Source organism: Streptomyces sp. NPDC047049, assembly GCF_040643995.1.
Taxonomy (GTDB): Bacteria; Actinomycetota; Actinomycetes; order Streptomycetales; family Streptomycetaceae; genus Streptomyces; species Streptomyces mooreae.
On sequence record NZ_JBEYVM010000011.1, the window covers coordinates 72,760 to 92,542 of the forward strand.

20 protein-coding genes and 1 pseudogene are annotated in these 19,783 nt (G+C 66.8%); 12 read left to right on the forward strand and 9 right to left on the reverse strand.

The window, feature by feature from the left end:
- Positions 1–26 precede the first annotated feature (26 nt).
- The 5 genes and pseudogenes from ABZ851_RS23535 to ABZ851_RS23555 form a co-directional block, all read left to right on the forward strand.
- Positions 27–551, forward strand: coding sequence for a GNAT family N-acetyltransferase (locus tag ABZ851_RS23535; protein ID WP_361130894.1), 525 nt, complete (start codon positions 27–29; stop codon positions 549–551).
- Between the two features lie 159 nt (positions 552–710).
- The gene (locus ABZ851_RS23540) at positions 711–1,001 is read left to right on the forward strand and encodes a DUF4229 domain-containing protein (protein WP_361130897.1); all 291 of its coding nucleotides are present in this window, start codon (positions 711–713) and stop codon (positions 999–1,001) included.
- A gap of 463 nt (positions 1,002–1,464) precedes the next feature.
- On the forward strand, positions 1,465–2,820 hold the full coding sequence (locus tag ABZ851_RS23545; RefSeq protein ID WP_361130900.1) for a dicarboxylate/amino acid:cation symporter: 1,356 nt from the start codon (positions 1,465–1,467) through the stop codon (positions 2,818–2,820).
- Positions 2,821–3,243: 423 nt separating this feature from the next.
- Positions 3,244–4,947, forward strand: coding sequence for a helix-turn-helix domain-containing protein (locus tag ABZ851_RS23550; protein ID WP_361130903.1), 1,704 nt, complete (start codon positions 3,244–3,246; stop codon positions 4,945–4,947).
- Between the two features lie 294 nt (positions 4,948–5,241).
- Positions 5,242–5,541, forward strand: a pseudogene (locus tag ABZ851_RS23555) (aminoglycoside phosphotransferase family protein); the annotation flags it as partial.
- A gap of 126 nt (positions 5,542–5,667) precedes the next feature.
- On the opposite strand, the gene ABZ851_RS23560 reads toward ABZ851_RS23555, so the two are convergent.
- From ABZ851_RS23560 to ABZ851_RS23575, 4 genes are all read right to left on the reverse strand, one after another.
- Positions 5,668–6,264 (reverse strand): hypothetical protein, encoded by a 597-nt coding sequence (locus tag ABZ851_RS23560; protein ID WP_361130906.1) that lies wholly within the window; start codon positions 6,262–6,264, stop codon positions 5,668–5,670.
- Positions 6,257–8,524 carry a hypothetical protein gene (locus ABZ851_RS23565; RefSeq protein WP_361130909.1) on the reverse strand — a complete coding sequence of 756 codons (2,268 nt, stop codon included), beginning with the start codon at positions 8,522–8,524 and terminating at the stop codon, positions 6,257–6,259. Before ABZ851_RS23565 ends, ABZ851_RS23560 begins: the two co-directional genes overlap by 8 nt.
- A gap of 68 nt (positions 8,525–8,592) precedes the next feature.
- Entirely contained in the window at positions 8,593–8,937 is a 345-nt protein-coding gene (locus tag ABZ851_RS23570) for a hypothetical protein (RefSeq protein WP_361130912.1), read from the reverse strand.
- A gap of 425 nt (positions 8,938–9,362) precedes the next feature.
- Positions 9,363–10,241, reverse strand: a complete 879-nt coding sequence (locus ABZ851_RS23575) for an alpha/beta hydrolase (protein WP_361130915.1) — start codon at positions 10,239–10,241, stop codon at positions 9,363–9,365.
- A gap of 224 nt (positions 10,242–10,465) precedes the next feature.
- On the opposite strand from ABZ851_RS23575, the gene ABZ851_RS23580 reads away from it, so the two are divergent.
- Both ABZ851_RS23580 and ABZ851_RS23585 read left to right on the forward strand, forming a co-directional pair.
- A complete protein-coding gene (locus ABZ851_RS23580; RefSeq protein WP_361130918.1) occupies positions 10,466–11,170 on the forward strand; it encodes a TetR/AcrR family transcriptional regulator in 705 nt (234 codons plus the stop codon).
- A 566-nt stretch (positions 11,171–11,736) separates the two neighbouring features.
- Positions 11,737–13,668: an AMP-binding protein gene (locus ABZ851_RS23585; RefSeq protein WP_361130921.1), complete on the forward strand. Its 1,932-nt coding sequence runs from the start codon at positions 11,737–11,739 to the stop codon at positions 13,666–13,668.
- Positions 13,669–13,767: 99 nt separating this feature from the next.
- Here the strand turns inward: ABZ851_RS23585 and ABZ851_RS23590 are convergent, their stop codons facing one another.
- Positions 13,768–14,148 (reverse strand): ATP-binding protein, encoded by a 381-nt coding sequence (locus ABZ851_RS23590; RefSeq protein WP_361130924.1) that lies wholly within the window; start codon positions 14,146–14,148, stop codon positions 13,768–13,770.
- A complete protein-coding gene (locus ABZ851_RS23595; protein ID WP_361130927.1) occupies positions 14,145–14,363 on the reverse strand; it encodes a hypothetical protein in 219 nt (72 codons plus the stop codon). The genes ABZ851_RS23590 and ABZ851_RS23595 overlap by 4 nt, the downstream gene beginning before the upstream one ends.
- Before the next feature lie 116 nt (positions 14,364–14,479).
- Between ABZ851_RS23595 and ABZ851_RS23600 the strand changes: the two genes are divergently transcribed.
- Both ABZ851_RS23600 and ABZ851_RS23605 read left to right on the forward strand, forming a co-directional pair.
- Positions 14,480–15,331 carry a helix-turn-helix transcriptional regulator gene (locus ABZ851_RS23600; RefSeq protein WP_361130930.1) on the forward strand — a complete coding sequence of 284 codons (852 nt, stop codon included), beginning with the start codon at positions 14,480–14,482 and terminating at the stop codon, positions 15,329–15,331.
- A complete protein-coding gene (locus tag ABZ851_RS23605; protein WP_361130933.1) occupies positions 15,312–15,533 on the forward strand; it encodes a DUF397 domain-containing protein in 222 nt (73 codons plus the stop codon). Before ABZ851_RS23600 ends, ABZ851_RS23605 begins: the two co-directional genes overlap by 20 nt.
- 12 nt (positions 15,534–15,545) lie before the next feature.
- Here the strand turns inward: ABZ851_RS23605 and ABZ851_RS23610 are convergent, their stop codons facing one another.
- From ABZ851_RS23610 to ABZ851_RS23620, 3 genes are all read right to left on the reverse strand, one after another.
- Positions 15,546–15,857 carry a hypothetical protein gene (locus ABZ851_RS23610; RefSeq protein WP_361130936.1) on the reverse strand — a complete coding sequence of 104 codons (312 nt, stop codon included), beginning with the start codon at positions 15,855–15,857 and terminating at the stop codon, positions 15,546–15,548.
- 17 nt (positions 15,858–15,874) lie between these two features.
- The gene (locus tag ABZ851_RS23615) at positions 15,875–16,012 is read right to left on the reverse strand and encodes a hypothetical protein (protein WP_176956267.1); all 138 of its coding nucleotides are present in this window, start codon (positions 16,010–16,012) and stop codon (positions 15,875–15,877) included.
- 403 nt (positions 16,013–16,415) lie between these two features.
- Entirely contained in the window at positions 16,416–16,619 is a 204-nt protein-coding gene (locus tag ABZ851_RS23620) for a cold-shock protein (protein ID WP_003984261.1), read from the reverse strand.
- 249 nt (positions 16,620–16,868) lie between these two features.
- Between ABZ851_RS23620 and ABZ851_RS23625 the strand changes: the two genes are divergently transcribed.
- From ABZ851_RS23625 to ABZ851_RS23635, 3 genes are all read left to right on the forward strand, one after another.
- A complete protein-coding gene (locus tag ABZ851_RS23625; RefSeq protein WP_361130939.1) occupies positions 16,869–17,762 on the forward strand; it encodes a menaquinone biosynthesis protein in 894 nt (297 codons plus the stop codon).
- A gap of 121 nt (positions 17,763–17,883) precedes the next feature.
- Positions 17,884–19,083, forward strand: coding sequence for a cyclic dehypoxanthinyl futalosine synthase (gene mqnC, locus ABZ851_RS23630; protein WP_093492387.1), 1,200 nt, complete (start codon positions 17,884–17,886; stop codon positions 19,081–19,083).
- A gap of 38 nt (positions 19,084–19,121) precedes the next feature.
- Positions 19,122–19,721 carry a hypothetical protein gene (locus ABZ851_RS23635; RefSeq protein WP_361130942.1) on the forward strand — a complete coding sequence of 200 codons (600 nt, stop codon included), beginning with the start codon at positions 19,122–19,124 and terminating at the stop codon, positions 19,719–19,721.
- Positions 19,722–19,783: the final 62 nt, after the last annotated feature.

Here is a 19,783-nt window from a genome sequence, read left to right on the forward strand (position 1 = left end):
CCGGCGGCAGAGTTAGGGTCCGGGTCATGGACGTGCGTTTCGACCTGGACCCTTCCGTCACCCCCGGACTCCGTGACGGGATATGCGCGTTGTGGGCCGATGTCTCCAACGCCGGGGGCGCGGTCGGCTTCCTCCCGCCGGTGTCTCCCGCGCAGGTCCGTCCCGATCTGCTCACGCACCTGACGGCCATGGCCGAGGGCCGCACCCGTCTGATGGTCGGCCGCGACGCGGACGGCCGGGTGCTGGCCACGGCCTTCCTCACCTTCAACGGCCACCGCCTGATGACGCACTGGCTGTGGGTCTACACGGTCATGGTCCACCCCTCCCTCCAGGGGCAGGGCGCCGGCCGCCGGCTGATGGCCGCGGTCGCCGATGCCGCCCGCACCTTCGACGGCGTCAGCGCGCTCCGTCTCACCTGCCGCGGCGGCACCGGCGTCCACCGTTTCTACGAGGCCTGCGGCTACCAGGAGGTCGGCCGCGTCCCCGGCGCGATCAAGCTGGCCGACGACGACTTCCGCGACGACATCACCATGTGGCTGGAGCTGGACTGAGCGGGGGCCGGGGCGGGCCGTCCGGTCCGGGGCGGCCGGCCGGGGCACGGGCCGTCCGGTCCGGGGCGGGTCGCGGCAGGGGCCACGAAGATCGCCCGAAGCGCTGTGCTTGACTGGATGCAGACCCTTTAGGTTGCCGTTGAGGAGAAGGTCCCATCCGTGAGTAGCCACAACTTCGCCACCCTCCGCTACACCGCCCTTCGCATCGGCCTCTTCGTCGCTTCGTTCGCCGTGGTGTGGGCACTGGCGTACGTCCACGTCATCCCGATCGCCATCGGTGCCTCCAACACCGTCTGGCTGCTGCTGCTCGCCATCGTGATCTCCGCGCCGCTCAGCTTCGTGCTGCTGCGCAAGCAGCGGGATGCGATGTCCGAGCAGATCGTCGCCAAGGTCGACCGGCAGCGCGAGCGCCTTGCGGCCAACGCAGGCCAGGAAGACGGAGCCCAGTAAAGGTCTGGACCTTATGTAAGACGCCTCACAGCAGCTTCTTCACGACAGGCGCCCGCCGCCATGGATTCCGCTCCATGGCCGGGCGCCTGCCGTGTTTTTGACAGAGGGTCCGGTGCGCCCGCCTCGCCGCCGGTCTCTCCGGAACCCAAAGATTTTCTTTGGGTTCCTCAAAGTTCAAGTGTTAATGTACTTGCCATGAAGACAGCAGCCGCGCCCTCGTCCCCCAGGAGCACTCCGCTCGTGGCGCGCCTGCACGTCGATCTCTGCCGCTGTATGTCCGCGGCCTGTTGCCGCCGCTGACCGCTTTCCCCAGCGGCCGGAGATCTTCTCCCCGACCCCTCCGGGCGGGAGAGGCCCCCGTCGCGCCTGCCCCGCAGCCGCTCTCCTCCCTGACGCGCTTCCTTTCGCCGTCCCCGCCGTCCTTGACGTCCCCGACGTCTCCCCTGCCCCCGGAGTGTGTCCGTTGTCCACGTCCGCCGAGACCGCCGAGCCCCCACAGGCTCCCCAGACCCCCAAGTCGTCCCGCATACCCAAGGTCCCGTTCTGGGTGCAGATCCTGGCCGGCCTCGCCCTGGGCGTGCTGCTCGGCTGGCTCGCCAAGAGCGGTGACCTCGGCTGGCTCACCACCACGCTGCAGCACCTCGGCGACCTCTTCGTCCAGCTGCTGAAGCTCGCGGTGGCCCCGCTGGTCTTCTTCGCGATCCTGGTGTCGATCACCAATCTGCGCCAGGTCAACAACGCCGCCCGGCTGGCCACCCGCACCCTGCTGTGGTTCATGGCCACCTCGCTGATCGCGGTCGCCATCGGCCTGGCGATCGGCCTGCTCACGAACCCGGGCGCGGGCACCGGCCTGACCCCCAAGGACGGCAAGCTCCCCGATCACGCGGGCTCCTGGATCGACTTCCTGACCGGCATCGTCCCCACCGACATCATCACGCCGTTCACCGAGCTCAACGTCCTGCAGATCGTCTTCATGGCCGCCGTGGCCGGCATCGCGGCCCTCCAGCTCGGCGAGAAGGCCGAGCCGGTCCTCACGCTCAGCCGCTCGGTCCTCGAACTGCTCCAGAAGGCCCTGTGGTGGGTCATCCGCCTCGCCCCGATCGGCACCGTCGGCCTCATCGGCAACGCCATCGCCACCTACGGCTGGAACCTGATCGGCAAGTACGCGACCTTCACCGTCGACATCTACGCCGGCTGCGCGCTCGTCCTCTTCGGCGTCTACCCGCTGCTGCTGTCGACCGTCGCCAAGGTCAACCCGCTGCAGTTCTTCCGCGGCGCCTGGCCCGCCATCCAGCTGGCCTTCGTCTCCCGCTCCTCGGTCGGCACCATGCCGGTCACCCAGCAGGTCACCGAGCGCCTCGGCGTGCCACGCGAGTACGCCTCCTTCGCGGTGCCGTTCGGCTCGACGACCAAGATGGACGGCTGCGCCTCGATCTACCCGGCGATCGCCGCGATCTTCATCGCCCAGATCTTCGATGTCCCCCTCGGCATCGGCGACTACGTCCTGATCGCCTTCGTCTCCGTCATCGGCTCCGCCGCCACCGCCGGCCTGACCGGCGCAACGGTGATGCTGACGCTGACCCTCTCCACCCTGGGCCTGCCCCTGGAGGGCGTCGGCCTGCTGATGGCCATCGACCCGATCCTGGACATGATGCGCACGGCCACCAACGTGGCCGGCCAGTCGGTCATCCCGATCCTGGTCTCCGCCAGGGAGAAGATCCTGGACCGCGAGGCGTATGACGGCGCCAAGAGCATCAGCCTGGAGACAGCCAGCGCTGATGACGCGGAAGAGAAGGTCGCTGTAGCGGCTGCTGCCTAGCCTGGGCTTGTCCTACGCCTGTGCCCCGATCTCGTCGAGGTCGGGGCACAGCCGTATGTACTGACTCCTGCGGGTTGTAGCCCGAGAGCCACTTACCTGCTGGACACAAGCAACGTCTTCGTCCAGGCAGCGAGTTGGCGCATGATGTCCCGGGCCCTTGAGCTGTGCTGCGGCAGGAAGGGGAGCACCAGCAAGGCCGGCGCCGAAGCTACCGTCACAACGAGCATGGGCACGAGCGCGAGCGCGACGATGACGGCTCGCTGCGCCCAGCGTGCGCCAGCCAAGGCCGTAGACCAACGAGGAGCCACTGAGGTCCGTCCTTTCCGGAACGTCTGATCGATGGCCCAAGCCTGGTGAGACCGGATAGGTTGCGACAGTCGCAACCGTTGCCAATGCCAAGTCAAATCGTCACGGGGGACGTCGGTGACCGAGATCTCGCGCGTACCAGCAACTTCGTCGGCAGTTGAGCGGGGCGACGTGCCCGAAGTTGCGGCGCTCGGCAAGGAGTTATCCGAGCTGTTCAACGCTCTGGGGATCACGCAACGTGCCTACGCCCAGAAAACTTCCTGGAGCGATTCCCTGGTTTCCCGTTGCTTGAGTGGGAAAAAGCTGGCGACGCAGGACTTCATCGATCGCCTCATCCGTGCAGTCGAAGAGCACCGCAACACCCCGACACGCCCAGAGGTAGGGCAACACCTGCGCGAGCTGCGCCTGGCAGCCTTGAAGGTCACCAACCCCGCCGAATACCGGCTTGAGGCCCTGCGCGACGAACTGGCTCGATCCAATCGCAAGGTCACGCGTCTTGCTCATCGAGAGGAGGCACTCCACCTCCTTATCGAGAAGAAGGAAGGCGAGATCCAGAACCTGCGGGGCGAGATAGTCCAGACGCACAGCGACTGGGCCGCAGAACAAGCCGAGAATGAGCGAAAAGAAGACAGTTGGAATGGGCAAATCTGCGGACTCTCGGCAGAACGCGATGACCTTGTTACAGAGCTCGAAGAACTACGGGAAGACCTGCGCGATGCACTACGCCTCCGTGAGCAAGCAGAGCACCAGAGTTTCGAACTGAGAGAGCGCGTTCGAGTGCTTGAAGAGAAGCTTGCGGAACGAGAAATATTGGACGATTTGACTGAGGCTTCTCTGGAAGAATTCCGAGCTGCGCTGTCCCGGAAGTGGGCGAGCGAGAGAATTCACGAGGTGTCGAAGGGTCTGACCGCGGCGGCGTGGTCACGTGAACTTGACGAAGTAATAGCACTAGTTGAATGGCTGCAGAGGATCGGGGATAACACGCTCCGGAGGACCTTTGTGCAAAATGTTGCCCGCTTGAGGCCCGTTGAGGAAGTTATCTCCGCAGGCTTGGCGCTTGCCGAGCTCGCCGAGGACTTGACTGACTTTATGCAAGTTCTTCGGAGGGAAGAGCCCGTTGTCGTTCTGGCTGATGCCGCCGCAACGTCGCGGCCCTGGATTGAGATTTCGCAACTGGCCAAGGCTTGGCAACAGATCTCCTTTGGGCCGCTGACGCTAGGCAGAAGGCTTTTGGCGCGTGCAGTCAACATGCGGACAGTAAAGGATGAGCTTCTGGCTGTATGGGAAAGATTGCAGTCGGTAAATGTTCCAGAGAGTGAAATTGTCGCTGCTCTATCATCCATTCCGTGTAGGCAGGTCGTTCCGAAGCTGCCGCAACTCCTTAGGAATGGCGTCGAGGGTCGCGCACTCCAGCTTTTGATTTCTGTAGTTGATTACCAGCGAACGGTAGATGCGTCGGCATTCATGAGATGCCTGAAGGATATTCCAGAGGTGCATCGAAATGAGATTTCTGAGGCAATCGCGAACGACGTTCCCGCTATCACTGCGGCGAAGTATGTATACATGTGCACGCGGGGCATGTGTTATGGCGAAATCGGATTTATCGCTCAGGGCTTCGCCTCTCGCGGAAAGTTGCAATCCCTCCTTGACGGCATGACTGAGCTGCAAGAGCGAGATGATCGCCTAAGGAATGGACTGGAGAACGTTCGCGGAGACCTGACCGTTTGGGGTCAGAAGGGCTGCCCAGTCGACTGGGATTTCGATCTGCTTATGCGGCATACGAGGGGCTCGTCATTCGGGAGAACCGCTGACCTGCCTTAACTGACGAAGAGTTTTGTGAGCATTGGTGGGGAGGCGTTTCTGGGCCAGGGCTCTCTTTGAGGTCGGGGCGCATCCGTGTGCGGTGCGGTAGCTGTGATTAGTCGTCGTCTGGGTACCGCCAGTTGATCGATCTGTGCCTCGGCCGTCGTGGTTGGGCGCTGTGCGGCGGCTGCGCCGTCCCCTCGTCTGAGTTCGGGACGAGTCTGTACGGCCGTGGTCGTGTCCGGCGCGCGTGGGGTGGTCGCCATGGCGTGCGCCGGTTGATCGCGCGCGACTGGGGGAGCTGGTTCGGGCATGGCGGTTGACGCTGCTCGGGGTCCGGAAGAGGGGTTCACGTCGGCGGGGGCGGCGAGGGTGATGGCTGCCGCGTGCCGGGCTGCGGGGCTCGATGACAGAGGGGCGGAGCTCATCCGCTTCGGGGAGAACGGACTGTTTCGGCTGGCGTCGGCGCCGGTGATCGTGCGCGTGGCCCGTGGAGAAGAGTGGATGCCCAAGGCCCGTACGGAGGTGGCCGTTTCGCGGTGGCTGACGGGTGAAGGGTTCCCTGCTGCGCGCATCGTCGCGGGGCTGGAGCAACCGTTCCTGATAGACGGCAGGTCGCCGTAGCGCGGCTGCTGCTGCCTAGCCTGGGCTTGTCCTGCTGCTGGGCCCCGACCTTTGGGGTCGGGGCCCAGCAGTTGTGTGGGGGGCGAAGGGAGCCGCACGTGCCGGAGACGTCGGTCAGCAGCCTCTGGCGTGAGCCGCCTTGGGCAGCAGAGTGTTCATGAGCTTTTCCAGCCTAGGACGCACTGCGTTCGTGCTGGTGAAATGGGTCACGGCGATCTCCAGGGCGAAGCTGCGGGCCGGCTGGCCGTCGCTTTCGGAGGGAGTTCCGGAACAGCTGCTGGTCCCGAAGACGTTTCCGGAGTAGCCCGCTATGCGCCCGTCGGACCGGGTCCAGTACTTGATGTGTGCATGACTGGCGAAGCGTTTCACCTTCTGTGCTGCGGTTGCGTTCTCCGAACTCCGTTTGCCGTCCACCCACAGCGCGGTGTTCCCGTCGACGTAGTACTGGCAGAAGGACTTGGCCTTCGTGTCGCCGGGGAAAGAGTCACCGTCGAACTCGACCCGGTCACCTGGGGGGAAGAAGGGGCGCAGCAGATCCCGGCCGACGTGGATGCCGCAAAGGCTGCTCGGTATGGAGTAGTTGACCTTTGGGCCTCCGCAACCTGAAGTGAGCAGGAGGAGCGAGAGCATGGCTGCAGTCGTTGCCATCAGTCTTTGCGATGCCGTCGTATGCGGTGCGCGTTTGCGGAACTTGCCCACATGGTCAGCCATGACGAGAGTCCTCCCACTGGGCTCCTGCGGTGTGCCCGTCCATAGCGGCGTCTGAGGCGGTGTTCTTCAAGTCGTTCAAGGTGGACTGATTGAAGTGACCGCGCTCAGCAGCCTGAGCGACGGCTGCCCGTGCTGACTCCTGCGCCAATCCCATTCCATTGCTGTACTTCTGTCCCGCTTCGTATTGTGCGGCCGGAGTGGTGTCGTGCTTGAGGCGGGCCATGGCCTCTTCGGTTATTTCATTCACGCCATGGTTGATGATGTTTCCGCCGATATTGCCGGCAGCGCCCGGAATTGAGCCGGTGGCTATCATGGAGACCCTGTTCACGAGCCTACCGCCCTTCACCACTTGGTCGTTGAATTCCTTGTCTTCGGCGGCGTGGGTTTCGTGGACGGCTTCGGCGCGGGCCTGGCTCATAATTCCCGATATGGTCGCGCCGGGGTGGGTGGCGTTGGCGACCCGCTGTTCCATGCCCACGGTGGAGTCGGTATGGGCATTCATCGCCTGGTCGACCTGAACGGCGGTGTATGCCTGCTGGGACGCGCTGATGGAGGCATACGCGGCCGGGTCCTGGCCGACTTTGCCCAAGAAGGTGCGCGCCGAGTCGGCGTCCAGGTGGGCGGGCGCTCCGTATGACGGCAGGTTGCCGTGCGCGGACAGGGACTGCTGGAAGTCGCCCATGTACCCGGCGGTCATATTACCGAGGCTGCCTGTCATGTGTGCCAGTAGAGGCTTTTCCTCGCCGGCCTTGGGGACGATGAGTTCAGGGTGGTGGCCGAACTTGTCGACAACCTTGCGCATCAGGCCGGCCTCTTGTGCGGTGTGCTTCGCCGGCTGGGCACTGTCGTCATCGTATGGATTTCCGGACACCGCTGCTTCCAATGCGTGTCCCAGGGAAATGGGCCCGTTCTTCGATGCATCACTAATCGACTTGTCGACTGCATCCCAGTCTCCCCAAATGAAAGTGGGGGACTCCGGGTGGGTTTCCGGATTCCATTGGTGGCCAGGGTCGGTAAAATAGTCCAGGTAGTTATGTATGGGCTTCCCGTTTTGCCCCTTTCCGAGATCAGGCGCTCCATGTTGCGGGGTGCCGTCCTCGCTGTAAGCATGCATGGGGCCGTTGAAGAAGTCCGTAGACGCCTGGGGGCTGTGCCCTAGCGCATCAAGAATTCCAGCGGTCGGAAGCATATCTTCAGGATGTTGTGCTTGTATCTGCGTGGCATGTTCGGCGACCGGAACGAGGAAGTGCGGATCGTAGTTGCCTTCCCTGAGGATCTCGCCGAGTGCTTGATATCCGTAGTAAGGGATGTGCTCATTTTCCCACGGACGATCCAGCTTCCCGGACCCGGCTTTGCGTAGGTCCGCATTCCATGCATCGCTGAGGTGTGGTTTGTTGTCCGGGTCGGTGGCGGTGGCCAGCGACCGGCCCATCTCCTTCTTTAGTTCTTTGTATATGTCCCGACGCCCCTCGCTTGCATGAGGCATTCCCGCGGACAGTTTCGCGATGGTTTCAATCGTCTTCTTCGGCCCGAGGTTCTTGTAGAAGTAGGTAGCGAACTCCGGGTCCTTGCGGTTGCGATGCATGATCTCTTGCAATTCCGACATCTGCCGGTCCGTCATCTTGTTGCCGTGACGAATCAACTGCACCGCGTGCTGAGCGTCTGCTGAATCAAGGCTGGTGGTGACGTCCTTGCTGTTGAAGGCGTCGGCGTGCTTTCCTCCAACGTCCTTCCGCAGCCCCCAGCAGGCGGTCTCGTCCGCCTCCGCCGCTCGGTCCAGAACGTCCTGGATGTCCTGCGCCAAGGCATCCACCTGTTCCAGGTTCTTGGACCTGGGGCCGAGGCCGATCGAAGCCGGATCGGTATCCGCAGGAAGATCTTCTGGTTTCGGGTCACGGATGTGGACAACGCCCTTGGCGGTTACGTAAAGCCCTTGTGCGGGAGCCTTCACGTCGGCAAGGTGGTGCAGGTCTTCCTTGGCCTTCTTGAGCTCACCATAAACGTCGGCCAGAATCCCGTGTATGCCCTTGGCCTCAACCCCGGCAGCATCGAAGTCTTTGTGGCACATGGTCAGCTTCATCCGGGCCGCCTGTGCGGTCAGCATCGGAGAGATCCACTCAGCCGCATTGAACGGCTTCTCGACGTGATCCGTGAAAGAGGTGAGCAAGGCTTTCATGCGCGTCGGCATATCGGCCCAGCGCTCCACTGCTTCCTTGAGATTTCGCAGTTCCAGGTGGTAGAGCTGTTCATAGGTGGGCATCGGCAATCCCCCGTGCACTCAATAAATGATGAAGGTGGCGCTATCGGATGGAACGTAGGAGGTGGGATTCACCCAAAGGGTGACCGTGCACCCTTGTCTACGTTCTGAACGACCGAAGTGTTCTCCGTCTCGGTGGAGGAGTAGCTTGCTGCGGTTTCTTTGCACTGACTGCCCACAGTCACGCAGATCGCCTGCAGCCCCGAGGATTGCCTGGACCAGGTTTCGGCAACGTCGGTCAATGCCTTTCCCAGCCCGCCCTCCCAGTTGCTTCCGGTGAAATCCCTGGCGGCGGCCCGGGTCTCGTCAACCGGCCGGTTTCCGACTGCCTTCGTTTCGCCCGCAAGCTCCGTCGCGCCCACACCGGCCTTGCTTAAGGAATGGGGGTCCCCGATTTGTGTGTCCTCGAATGTCACTGCTATCCCCCTGCGTTGTTCCTGCCGGATCGGCAGCGTGAGGTGGCCCGTTCTGATCATGGACCCTAACAGTCCTATGCCTGCTGACTCCGTAGATTTCAGCCGAAACATCGCATGCTGATCAGTGGTATTCATTGCCTCGATCGCGGCATTTTTCGTGACAGGCCGGGTTGTGAGCAGGGGGACTCGCCGCGACCGGTCCACTGGTATTCGAGGCTGAAAACGCGGTGCCGTGGAACAACGCCAATCCTTGAGCGCGATGTGCATGACGGCGTGAAGAGCACCGACCTCGACAACAACGTTGGCGCGGGGCCCGGGAGCGCGGTCGTTGCTGTGCGGTGGCAACGGTCGCCCGGCCGGCCACAGCCGCGCTCCCGGGCTTCACGAAAGGCGGGAGTGCGGCTGTGTGTTGTTGTCGGGCGCCGTCAGCCGTTTGCCGCTCCCGTATGGCCCAGGATCGCCGCGGCGAGTGGCTTCAGTACGGCGGGCGGCAGTGCATGTCCCATCCCCGGGATCTCGACGAGGGAGGCGCCGCGGACGCACTGGGCGAGGTGCTGGGGGTGCGGCGGTGGGAAGACCGGGTCGGCGGGGGCGCAGATGACGAGTGCCGGCACCTCGTTCGTGGCGAGCTGATCCGTGCGGAGCATCCCGTCGTGTTCCGCACGGCCGTGTGCGGTGCTCGTCCGGTAGTGCCCCGTGTGCTCGATGACGCGCTGTGCAAGCGTACGGAAAGAGTCGGTGTCGAAAGGCAGTTGGCTACCGGCGAGTACCCGACAGTGTTCGATCTGGCGCTGTACCTCGGCCGCCTGGCCGTGATCCTCGACCGGGCGGGCCCACAGCTCCAGGAGCTCGGGCGCGATGCCCGGCAGCTCGTCGACCGGGACCGTGCCGCCGTCGGGGCGGATGTAGGGGGTGCTGCTGAGGGCTCTGGTGCTGATGAGAGTGGCGCTGAGCAGTCGGTCGGGGTGGTCGGCGAGCACCATCTGGGCCAGCATGCCGCCCAATGACATGCCGACGATATGAGCCCGGCCGATGCCCAGTCCGTCCAGGACCGCGATCACGTCATCCGCGAGGTCGGCGATCCGGTACGGCCGCTCCTCGAAGGGCCAGGTCGAGCGGCCGGTGTCGCGGTGGTCGTAGCGGATGACGCGGTGGTGCGCGGCAAGCGCATCCACCAGGGGCTCCGGCCAGCCGAGGCCGCTCGCCTGGGCGCCCATGATCAGCAGCAGGGGGTCCGTGTCGGCGGCACCGCGCTGCTCGGTCCACAGGTGGATGCCGGGGGCGGCGTCGATGAACTGCTGCATGGGGCTGACCTCCAGGAAGGGAGCGGAACACGGGCATCGCATCGCATCCGCATCTGCGTCCGGACATGCAGGCGTGCAGGCGTGCAGACAGACGTGTCCGTATCGGAAGGCGCGACGAGACGTATCGTCTCGCTATGGCGGGAACGCGTCAAGGGAGAGGGGTCGGGAGGCGAAGATCGTAAACTTACTTTGCAGTAAAGGGGCGGGATGGAGGGACCTTCAGGGTGGGAGCTGTGAAGAGCAAGCGGGTGCCGCGCGCGATCCGGGAGCAGCAGATGCTGGACGCCGCGGTGCTGACGTTCGCACGGCGTGGTTATGCGGCGGCCTCGATGGACGAGATCGCCGAGGTGGCGGGGGTCTCCAAGCCGCTGGTCTACCTCTACCTGAATTCGAAGGAAGACCTGTTCAGCGCGGTGATCCGGCGGGAGTCGGAGGCGCTGGTGGCGGCCGTGACGGCGGCTGTCGAACCGGGGGCGACGGCCGACCGGCAGCTCTGGAGCGGTCTGCGCGGGTTCTTCGCGCACACCGCCGAGTATCCCGACGGCTGGGCCGTACTCCATCAGCAAGCACGGACGCACGGGGAGCCGTTCGCGCGCGAAGTGGCTGTGGTGCGGGCGGAGATCGTCGCCTTTGTGACGGAGCTGATCGGTGCGGCTGCAAAGGAGGCGGGCTGCGCCGGCGAGCTGGCCGAACGGGAGGTGGCCGGCCTTGCCCACGCCCTGGTCGGTGCGGCCGAATCCCTTGCCGGGTGGGCCAATGTCCGTACGGACGAAGGGCCTTCGGGCGAGCGCGAGCATCCGTCGGCGGAGGACACGGCGGCCACGATGATGAACTTCGTCTGGGCGGGCCTCGGCCGGCTGATGGCGGGCGAACGGTGGGCGCCCGGCGGACTCGTCGGCCGGCAGGGGCGGTCGGCCGCCAGGGGGTGAGGCGGCCGGGCGCGGCGGGGCACGGGCTGCGGCAGATCGGGACGGTCGGGGGCGAGGCGGGCGAAGAGCCGGTCCAGGGGCGGCCGATGGGGCGGTCGGCAGGGCGGCCGGAGGGGCGGCCTGCCCCGGAATTGCCGAGATCAAGGGCGTGACGGCCATTGGCCAACGCCCGCCCCTGGCGTAAATTTACTTCGAAGTAAGGTTACTGCCAGGTCAGGAGCTGGGGCGAGGACGTGGTCCAGGGAATCCCCCGCCGGGTGCGGGCCTTCCGCCACCGGTCGTTATCGCCGTTCCCGCGCTACCCGTAACGCGCGCCGCTCCAGCGGGTGTCCGGACTTGACGCTTCCCAACGCACGCTGTTCCACCGGGTGTCCGGACCTGACATCCCCAACGCCACGATGATTCCCGGCTGTCCGCCGTCGCGGACAGCCGGGCACGGGCTCGGTCCGCCGCTGCCCGGTGGTGCCCGGCGCCGAACGGGCGCTCCGGTGTCCCGCGTCCGCACCCCGTGTTCTCCCCCCTGACACCCCCTCCCCGCACTCCACAGGAGAAACGAGGCCCCACTCGTGTCCAACCAGGAAAGTGCACCCCCCGCCTCACTCGCCGCCCACCCGGCCGACACCCCCACCCTCGTAGAACCACGGAAAACCCTGGTGGACGGCACGGTCCGCGAGGTCTACGTCCCGGCACTGGCCCCGCCCGTCCACAACGGCTCGCTCGGCGACCTCCCCTTCCGCAACGCGGCCGAGGCACCCGCCGACATCGTCCTGGCGCGTAAGCAGCCCAGCGGCACCTGGCGCGACATCACCGCGGCGGAGTTCGCCGTCGAGGTGCGCGCGGTCGCCAAGGGGCTGATCGCGTACGGTCTCCGCCCCGGCGACCGGCTCGCGATCATGGCCCGTACGACCTACGAGTGGACCCTCATCGACTTCGCCGCGTGGGCGGCCGGCCTGGTCTCCGTTCCCCTCTACCCGACGTCCTCCGCCCGCCAGGCGCAAGGGATCCTGCACGACTCCGGCGCCCGCGCCTGCGTCGTCGAGAACGTCGAGGAAGCCCGTCTGATCAGCGGCGTGCGCGCCGAGCTTCCCGGCCTCGACCACCTCTGGCAGTTCAACACCGGCGCCGTCGCCCAACTCGTCGCCGAGGGGCGCGCCCTGCCGGACTCGGTGGTGGACGAGCGCCGGACCGCCACCGGCCCGTACGACCTCGCCACGCTCATCTACACCTCGGGCACCACCGGCCGCCCCAAGGGCTGCGCCCTCACCCACGCCAACTTCTTCGCCGAGGTCGACAACGCCGTCGAACTCCTCCACCCCGTCTTCAAGTCGGTCAGCGAGGAGCCCGCCGCCACTCTCCTCTTCCTGCCCCTGTCGCACGTTTTCGGCCGGATGGTCGCCGTCGGCTGCCTGCGCGCCCGGGTCCGCCTCGGCCACGCCCCCAGCATCCGGACCGACGACCTGCTGACCGACCTGGCGGGCTTCCGGCCGACCTTCCTCCTCGGCATCCCGTACGTCCTGGAGAAGGTCTACAACACAGGCCGGGCCACCGCGGAGAAGATGGGCCGCGCCGCCTCCTTCGACCGCGCGGCCCGTATCGCCCGCTCGTACGGCGAAGCGGTGGAAGCCAAGGAGCACGGGACGGGCTCCGGCCCCGGTGTCGCGCTCAAGGCCGCCCGCAAGCTCTACGACCCGCTCGTCTACCGTCGTATCCGCGCGGCCCTCGGCGGCAAGGTCCGCTACATCCTCAGCGGCGGCTCGCCCCTCGGCCACCGCCTCGCCGCCTTCTACACCGGCGCCGGCATCGAGATCTTCGAGGGCTACGGCCTGACGGAGACGACGGCCGCGACGACCGTCACCCCGCCCCTGCGCCCCCGCATCGGCACGGTCGGCTGGCCGCTGCCCGGCACCGCGGTACGCATCGCCGGGGACGGCGAGATCCTGGTCCGCGGCGGCCATGTCTTCTCCGGCTACTGGGACGCGGCGCTCGGCGCGGCCCGTCCCGTCACCGACCAGGGCTGGCTGGCCACCGGCGACCTCGGCGCCCTCGACGCCGACGGCTACCTCACCATCACCGGCCGCAAAAAGGAGATCCTGGTGACCACGGGCGGCAAGAACGTCGCCCCGGCGCCCCTGGAGGACCGCCTCCGCTCGCACCCCCTCGTCGGCCAGTGCCTGGTCACCGGCGACAACCGTCCGTACATCACCGCCCTGATCACGCTGGAACCGGACGGCCTCGCCCACTGGTGCCAGATGAACAAGAAGCAGAATCTGCCGCTGGAGCGCCTGGTCCACGACGCGACCCTGCTCGCCGACCTCCAGCGCGCCGTCGACGACGCCAACGAACTGGTCTCCCGGGCCGAATCCATCCGCCGGTTCGCCGTCCTCCCGGTGGACTTCACCGAAGAAACCGGGCATCTCACCCCGTCCCTGAAGCTCCGCCGCGCCGCCGTCACCCGCGATTTCGCCAAAGACATAGCGGGCCTTTACGAAAGCAGGTGACCCCTGCTCTGGAGCCCGAGCCCTCGGCGCGTCAAACTGGAACCCCGTGTCACCTCTGTGGGGGAGGTGGCACGGGGTCTGACGCGTGCGCCCGCGCGGCTATGCCTCGCCGAGATCGCACCAGACGGTCTTGCGGCCCTCTTCCCGCCGTACGCCCCACCGCAACGAGACGGCATCCAGCAGCGCCAGGCCCCGCCCGTATTCGTCCTCGCCGCGCGCCCGCAGCAGTACGGGCAGCGCCCGCGCGTCGGAATCTGTGACCTCCACCCGGACGCGGCCGTCGGCCCCGCCGCTGACCCGGACGACGACCGGAGTGCCCTCCCCGACATGCCGGATCACATTGCCGAGCATTTCGCTGACACAGAGCTGGACGTCGGCACACGGGCCGCCCAGGTAGTCGCGCACGGTGCGCCGGAGCAGGGGCACTTCCTTGGGCAGGGCGATCAGCTCCAGCCTGAGCGGCGCGGGCGGCGGTGTCACCGCGTCGCCGCCCTGCGGAGCGCCTCGGCCAGCGTGCGGGCGGTCGCCGTGTTGCAGTTACCGAGGGCGACGAGCGGCGCCGCATACGTGCCGGCGAAGCTCGGCAGATCCACCCCGAGGGACGGCAGCGTGATCCCGTTGTCCCTGAGCGCGCCGCGCAGCAGCTCGGTGCACTCGTGCACGTCGTCGTGGGGGTGGTGGAGATGGCTGGGCATGGCCGTACGCCTTCCTGTGCGCATGGTGACGAAGTGCTCACAGCGTGACGTCACGCGGCGTAGCGTGGAAGGGAATCGGGTTGCGCAAAGCAACCGGCAATCAACGGTGGTGAGTTATGCCTCCTCGTAAGGATCCGGACGCCTCGGCGAACGTTCCCTCCTTCTACGGTGCCGAGCTGCGCTACAAGCGGGAAGCTGCGGGCCTCACGCTTGAACAACTGGCGGAAGGGAGCTACCGAGGCATCCCGTTCCTCAGCCAGATCGAACGTGGTGAGCGGCGGATGCCACTGGACCTGGCCCGGCATGCTGACGTAAAGCTCGGGACGGACGGCTTTTTCGAGCGGCGTTGTGAAGATGCACGCAAGGCCCGCCAGGGAGGGCATGCCGAGTACTTCGCGGACGCCGCAGAGATGGAGCAGTTCGCGGAGACGATCGAAGACTGGGCGCCGATGTTCGTGCCAGGGCTCCTGCAGACGGGGCCGTACGCGAGGGCGCTTACGCGAGCGGCGATGCCTCGGACCTCGGACGGCGAAGTCGAGCAGAAGGTGGCCGCGAGGCTGAAGCGGGCGCAACTCTTCAACCGGGAGCGGCCTCCGGCGTTCTGGGCGATCCTGGACGAGAACGTGATCCGTCGTCGGGTTCTCCCGCCAGAGCCGATGGCAGAGTTGCTGGAGCACATCGTGGATGTGGTCACGTCCACGCGATCCATTCTGCAGATCGTGCCGGAAACGCCGGCTGTTCACCCGTACATGATGGGCATGACCCGGACCATGACCTTTCCGGACGCTCCACCTGTGGTCTACACGGAGGGGCTGCACAGTAGCCAACTCATCGACTACCCGGCGCTCGTGCAGCAGTACAGGCAGTCGTACGATCTGCTCAGGGCCGCCGCATTGCCGCCTGAGGCGTCCCTGGCCATGGTCGAGGCAGCGGCAGAGGACTATCGAAATGGCAGACAAGGAGCCTGACTTGAGCGCGGCGCGCTGGCGCAAGAGCAGCTACAGCAATGGCACCGGCGGCGAGTGCGTCGAGACTGCCACCGACTTCCCCGGTGGCCTGGTCCCGGTCCGGGATTCCAAAATGGCGCCCCATGGTCCGGCCCTCATCATCTCCGCCGCGGCCTGGAGCCGCTTTGTGTCGGCGGTCAAAGCCGACTCGCTCGGAGCCTGAAGGCACGCCCCATTAGGTCGGCGGCAGGGCCACAGCCGTCTGCATCTCACAAGAGTTGCACCAGAACGCCCACCCGTTGGCGTCCACGGACCGCGACCCGCACGCCAGGCACGGGTCGCCCACGAAGCTGGCCGCCACCCACGTGCCGGCCGTCGCCGCGCGGCGCCCCGCGGTCGCGCACTCATCCGCATAGCAGGGGATGCACAACCCGCCCTGCTGACCGGGCAGTTTCATCGACCGTATCCCGCAGGTCGCGCACGGAAGCCGGCCGACGTACTGCGCATCCAGGCCGACCGGCTTGCCGTTGCTCTCGAAGGCCGCCACGCCTGCCTCCGCCTCCTCTACGCCAGGACGGTTCCGGTGCCACCGCACCCGGAACACTGCGTGGTGACCGCATCGCCCATCGGCGTCTCCCACTCCACGGTGCCTTGGCCGCCACAGTCGGGGCAGGGCTTCTGTGGGGGCATGTCCTCGCTCATCTTGCCCAAGATAGGCCGCTCCATGTTGTCATGTGAGCACTTTCCGTGATCACTTCGTCATGAGCGGTATGCCGGCGGCGTCGGCGGAGCGTGGCCCGCGCGCAGTGCCGTCAGGGCGTGCCCCTCGCGCCACGGCTCCCGCTTGCCTCCGGTATTCCGTTCCTCGGTGCGGCAAGAAAAGTTCCCGGCGTGGGTGCCTGGGCCTGCGCGCTGAATGCCGCAGCAATTCTGTTTTGCGCCCGCCATTCGGGTGTGTCAGGTACCCGACGATGAAAATTCATGCGGTTGACATTTACCCCCTGCCGCAAAAAAGGCAGGAGCCCCGCTCGCCACCGAAGTGGCGGAGCGAGGCTCCTTGGGTACTGCTTAGGGGCGACCTGGAAGGAATTCCGGGCCGGGCAACTTAGACCGGCGTGACGTTCTCCGCCTGCGGACCCTTCGGGCCCTGCGTGACGTCGAAGTTCACCTGCTGGTTCTCCTCCAGGGAGCGGAAGCCAGAGGCGTTGATCGCCGAGTAGTGGACGAAGACATCCGGGCCGCCGCCGTCCTGGGCGATGAAGCCGAAGCCCTTTTCAGCGTTGAACCACTTGACGGTTCCGGTAGCCATAAGCCCTCCTTGGGCCAAAGGGTTGCCCTGCTCCAGAACCTGCAAAGAAGTCTGAAACTACAAGAGCCTGCGGGGTCACATGCTCCGCAGGCTCTGTACTGCAAGGGAAACCAAACTGCAACTTGCGCTGAGCGTAGCATGTGCTGCTCCTGAGGCGGAAGAGCCAAAGATCACGTTTAACCGATGGCACTAACGTCCAAGCGCCGCCCCGCCGCTCTGGCCCCGTGGACACGGGTCTAGCCTCCGCATGTGGACAATTCAACCTTCGGAGACGCACCCGCGGGAGCCGACGCCGGCCACCGTCGCAGCCGGCCGCGAGTGGGCCACATCCAGTTCCTGAACTGCCTGCCCCTTTACTGGGGCCTCGCCCGTACGGGCACCCTGCTCGATCTCGACCTCACCAAGGACACGCCGGAGAAGCTCAGCGAGCAGCTGGTCCGCGGGGAGCTCGACATCGCGCCGGTCACCCTCGTGGAATTCCTGCGCGCCGCCGACGACCTCGTCGCCTTCCCGAATCTCGCGGTGGGCTGCGACGGCCCGGTCATGTCGTGCGTGATCGTCTCGCAGAAGCCGCTGGACCAGCTCGACGGTGCCCGGGTCGCGCTCGGCTCGACCTCGCGTACGTCCGTACGGCTGGCCCAGCTGCTGCTGGCCGAGAAGATCGGTGTGCGGCCGGACTACTACACCTGCCCCCCGGACCTCGGTCTGATGATGCAGGAGGCGGACGCGGCGGTGCTGATCGGTGACGCCGCGCTGCGCGCCAATCTGCACGACGGGCCGCGGCTGGGCCTGGCGGTGCACGACCTCGGCCAGATGTGGAAGGACTGGACGGGCCTGCCGTTCGTCTTCGCCGTCTGGGCGACCCGGCGCGAGTACCTGGAGCGCGAGCCGGCCGTGGTGCACAAGGTGCACGAGGCGTTCCTCGCCTCGCGCGACCTGTCGCTGGAGGAGGTCGCCAAGGTCGCCGAGCAGGCGGCCCGCTGGGAGACCTTCGACGAGCCGGTCCTGGAGCGGTACTTCACCACGCTCGACTTCCGCTTCGGGCCCGAGCAACTGGGCGGTGTCACGGAATTCGCCCGGCGGGTCGGGCCGACGACCGGGTTCCCGGCCGATGTGCGGGTGTCGCTGCTGGACACGCCGTAGGCGGGGTGCCGGGCGCCGCCGGAGCCCCGGCCGGGCGCCCGGCTGACCGGCGGCGAGGCTGTCGTACCCCTGACGTACGCTGGTTCAGTTCGTGATGCCCGCCTGCGAAAGGGACGCCCCGGTGACCGAGAACGCCGACCTCCAGTCCGTACTCGACCGCGCCGCGCAGGGCGGCCGCATCACACCCGAGGAAGCGCTCGACCTGTACCGCTCCGCTCCGCTGCACGCGCTGGGCCAGGCCGCCGACGCCGTGCGCCGCCGCCGCTACGCCGGCACCGAGCACATCGCGACGTACATCATCGAGCGCAACATCAACTACACCAATGTGTGTGTGACGGCCTGCAGGTTCTGCGCCTTCTACGCCGCGCCGAAGGACACCGCCAAGGGCTGGACCCGCGACCTCGACGACATCCTGCGCCGCTGCGCGGAGACCGTCGAACTGGGCGGCACCCAGATCATGTTCCAGGGCGGCCACCACCCGGACTACGGCGTCGAGTACTACGAAGAGCACTTCTCCGCCATCAAGAAGGCGTTCCCGCAGCTGGTCATCCACTCCCTCGGTGCCTCCGAGATCGAGCACATGGCGCGGATCTCCAAGGTGTCGGTGGAGGAGGCGATCCAGCGCATCCACGCCGCCGGCCTGGACTCCTTCGCGGGCGCCGGCGCCGAGCTGCTGCCGGCCCGCCCTCGTAAGGCCATCGCGCCGCTGAAGGAGTCCGGCGAGCGCTGGCTGGAGATCATGGAGGCGGCCCACAAGCTGGGTGTCGAGTCCACCTCCACCATGCTCATGGGCACGGGCGAGACCAACGCCGAGCGGATCGAGCACCTGCGGATGATCCGGGACGTCCAGGACCGTACGGGCGGCTTCCGCGCCTTCATCCCGTACACCTACCAGCCGGAGAACAACCACCTGAAGGGCCAGACGCAGGCCACCCTCTTCGAGTACCTGCGCATGATCGCCATCGGCCGGATCTTCCTCGACAACGTCGCGCACATCCAGGGCTCGTGGCTGACCACCGGCAAGGAGATCGGCCAGCTGTCGCTGCACTACGGCGCCGACGACCTGGGCTCGATCATGCTGGAGGAGAACGTCGTCTCCTCCGCCGGCGCCAAGCACCGCTCCAACCGCATGGAGATCATCGACCTGATCCGCAAGGCGGGCCGGGTCCCGGCGCAGCGCGCGACCACGTACGAGCACCTGCTCGTGCACGACGACCCGGCCAACGACCCGGTCGACGACAAGGTCGTCTCGCATCTGTCGTCGACGGCGATCGAGGGCGGCACGGCGCATCCGGAGCTGAAGCTCGTCGAGGCCAACTAGCGGCCTGCGAGCGGCGTCGGAAGCGAGCTGAGCCTGCCGTGCTGACGATTCACCGGGTGCGGGCGGTCCGCCTGGTCGCCGACGATCCGGAGCACGGCGGTCCGGAGCACGACGGTGGTGCCGGTGCCGGTGCCGGGGCCGGGGCCGGGTACGCGGTCGTCGTCGAAGGCGACCGGTTCGCCGCCGTCGGGCCGTACGACGAGCTGCTCGCGCAGTACGGGGCGCGGGCCCGGGTGCGGGAGTGGGACGGCGTGCTGACGCCCGGCCGCTACGAACCGGAGGGCGCCGCCCTGCTGGAGGCGGCGTACCACCCCGACCCGCGCGAGGCGGACGCCCTCGGCAGCGAGCCGGTCACCGGGGAGGCGCTGGCCGCCCTCGACATGACCGAGGCCCGCTGGGGCGGCAGCGCCCGGCGCGGACTGCAACGGCTGATGGCGACCGGGACCACGGCGCTGACCGGGCCGTTTTGCCGGCCCGCGGTCCGCACCGCCGTGGAGCGGTCCGGCCTGCAGGAGCTGGCGGGGCGTCTTCCCCGTGCCCTGGCCGTCGGCGGCCCCGCCCACTTCGCGGTCTTCGCCGAGGACGGCAGCTGCCTGGCCACCGCGCTGCACGGCCGCCTCGTCTTCCGCCGCCGCTGACCCCGTCAGGCGCGGCCGGCACCGTCAGGCGCGGCCGACCCGACTGACACGCCATGCGCCAG

Coding starts and splice junctions, on each gene's coding strand:
- ABZ851_RS23535 (WP_361130894.1), top strand. CDS start 27: ATGGACGTGCGTTTCGACCTGGACCCTTCCGTCACCCCCGGACTCCGT.
- ABZ851_RS23560 (WP_361130906.1), bottom strand. CDS start 6,264: ATGGCTGACCATGTGGGCAAGTTCCGCAAACGCGCACCGCATACGACG.
- ABZ851_RS23565 (WP_361130909.1), bottom strand. CDS start 8,524: ATGCCCACCTATGAACAGCTCTACCACCTGGAACTGCGAAATCTCAAG.
- ABZ851_RS23575 (WP_361130915.1), bottom strand. CDS start 10,241: ATGCAGCAGTTCATCGACGCCGCCCCCGGCATCCACCTGTGGACCGAG.
- ABZ851_RS23595 (WP_361130927.1), bottom strand. CDS start 14,363: ATGCCCAGCCATCTCCACCACCCCCACGACGACGTGCACGAGTGCACC.
- ABZ851_RS23600 (WP_361130930.1), top strand. CDS start 14,480: ATGCCTCCTCGTAAGGATCCGGACGCCTCGGCGAACGTTCCCTCCTTC.
- ABZ851_RS23605 (WP_361130933.1), top strand. CDS start 15,312: ATGGCAGACAAGGAGCCTGACTTGAGCGCGGCGCGCTGGCGCAAGAGC.
- ABZ851_RS23615 (WP_176956267.1), bottom strand. CDS start 16,012: ATGAGCGAGGACATGCCCCCACAGAAGCCCTGCCCCGACTGTGGCGGC.
- ABZ851_RS23620 (WP_003984261.1), bottom strand. CDS start 16,619: ATGGCTACCGGAACCGTCAAGTGGTTCAACGCTGAAAAGGGCTTCGGC.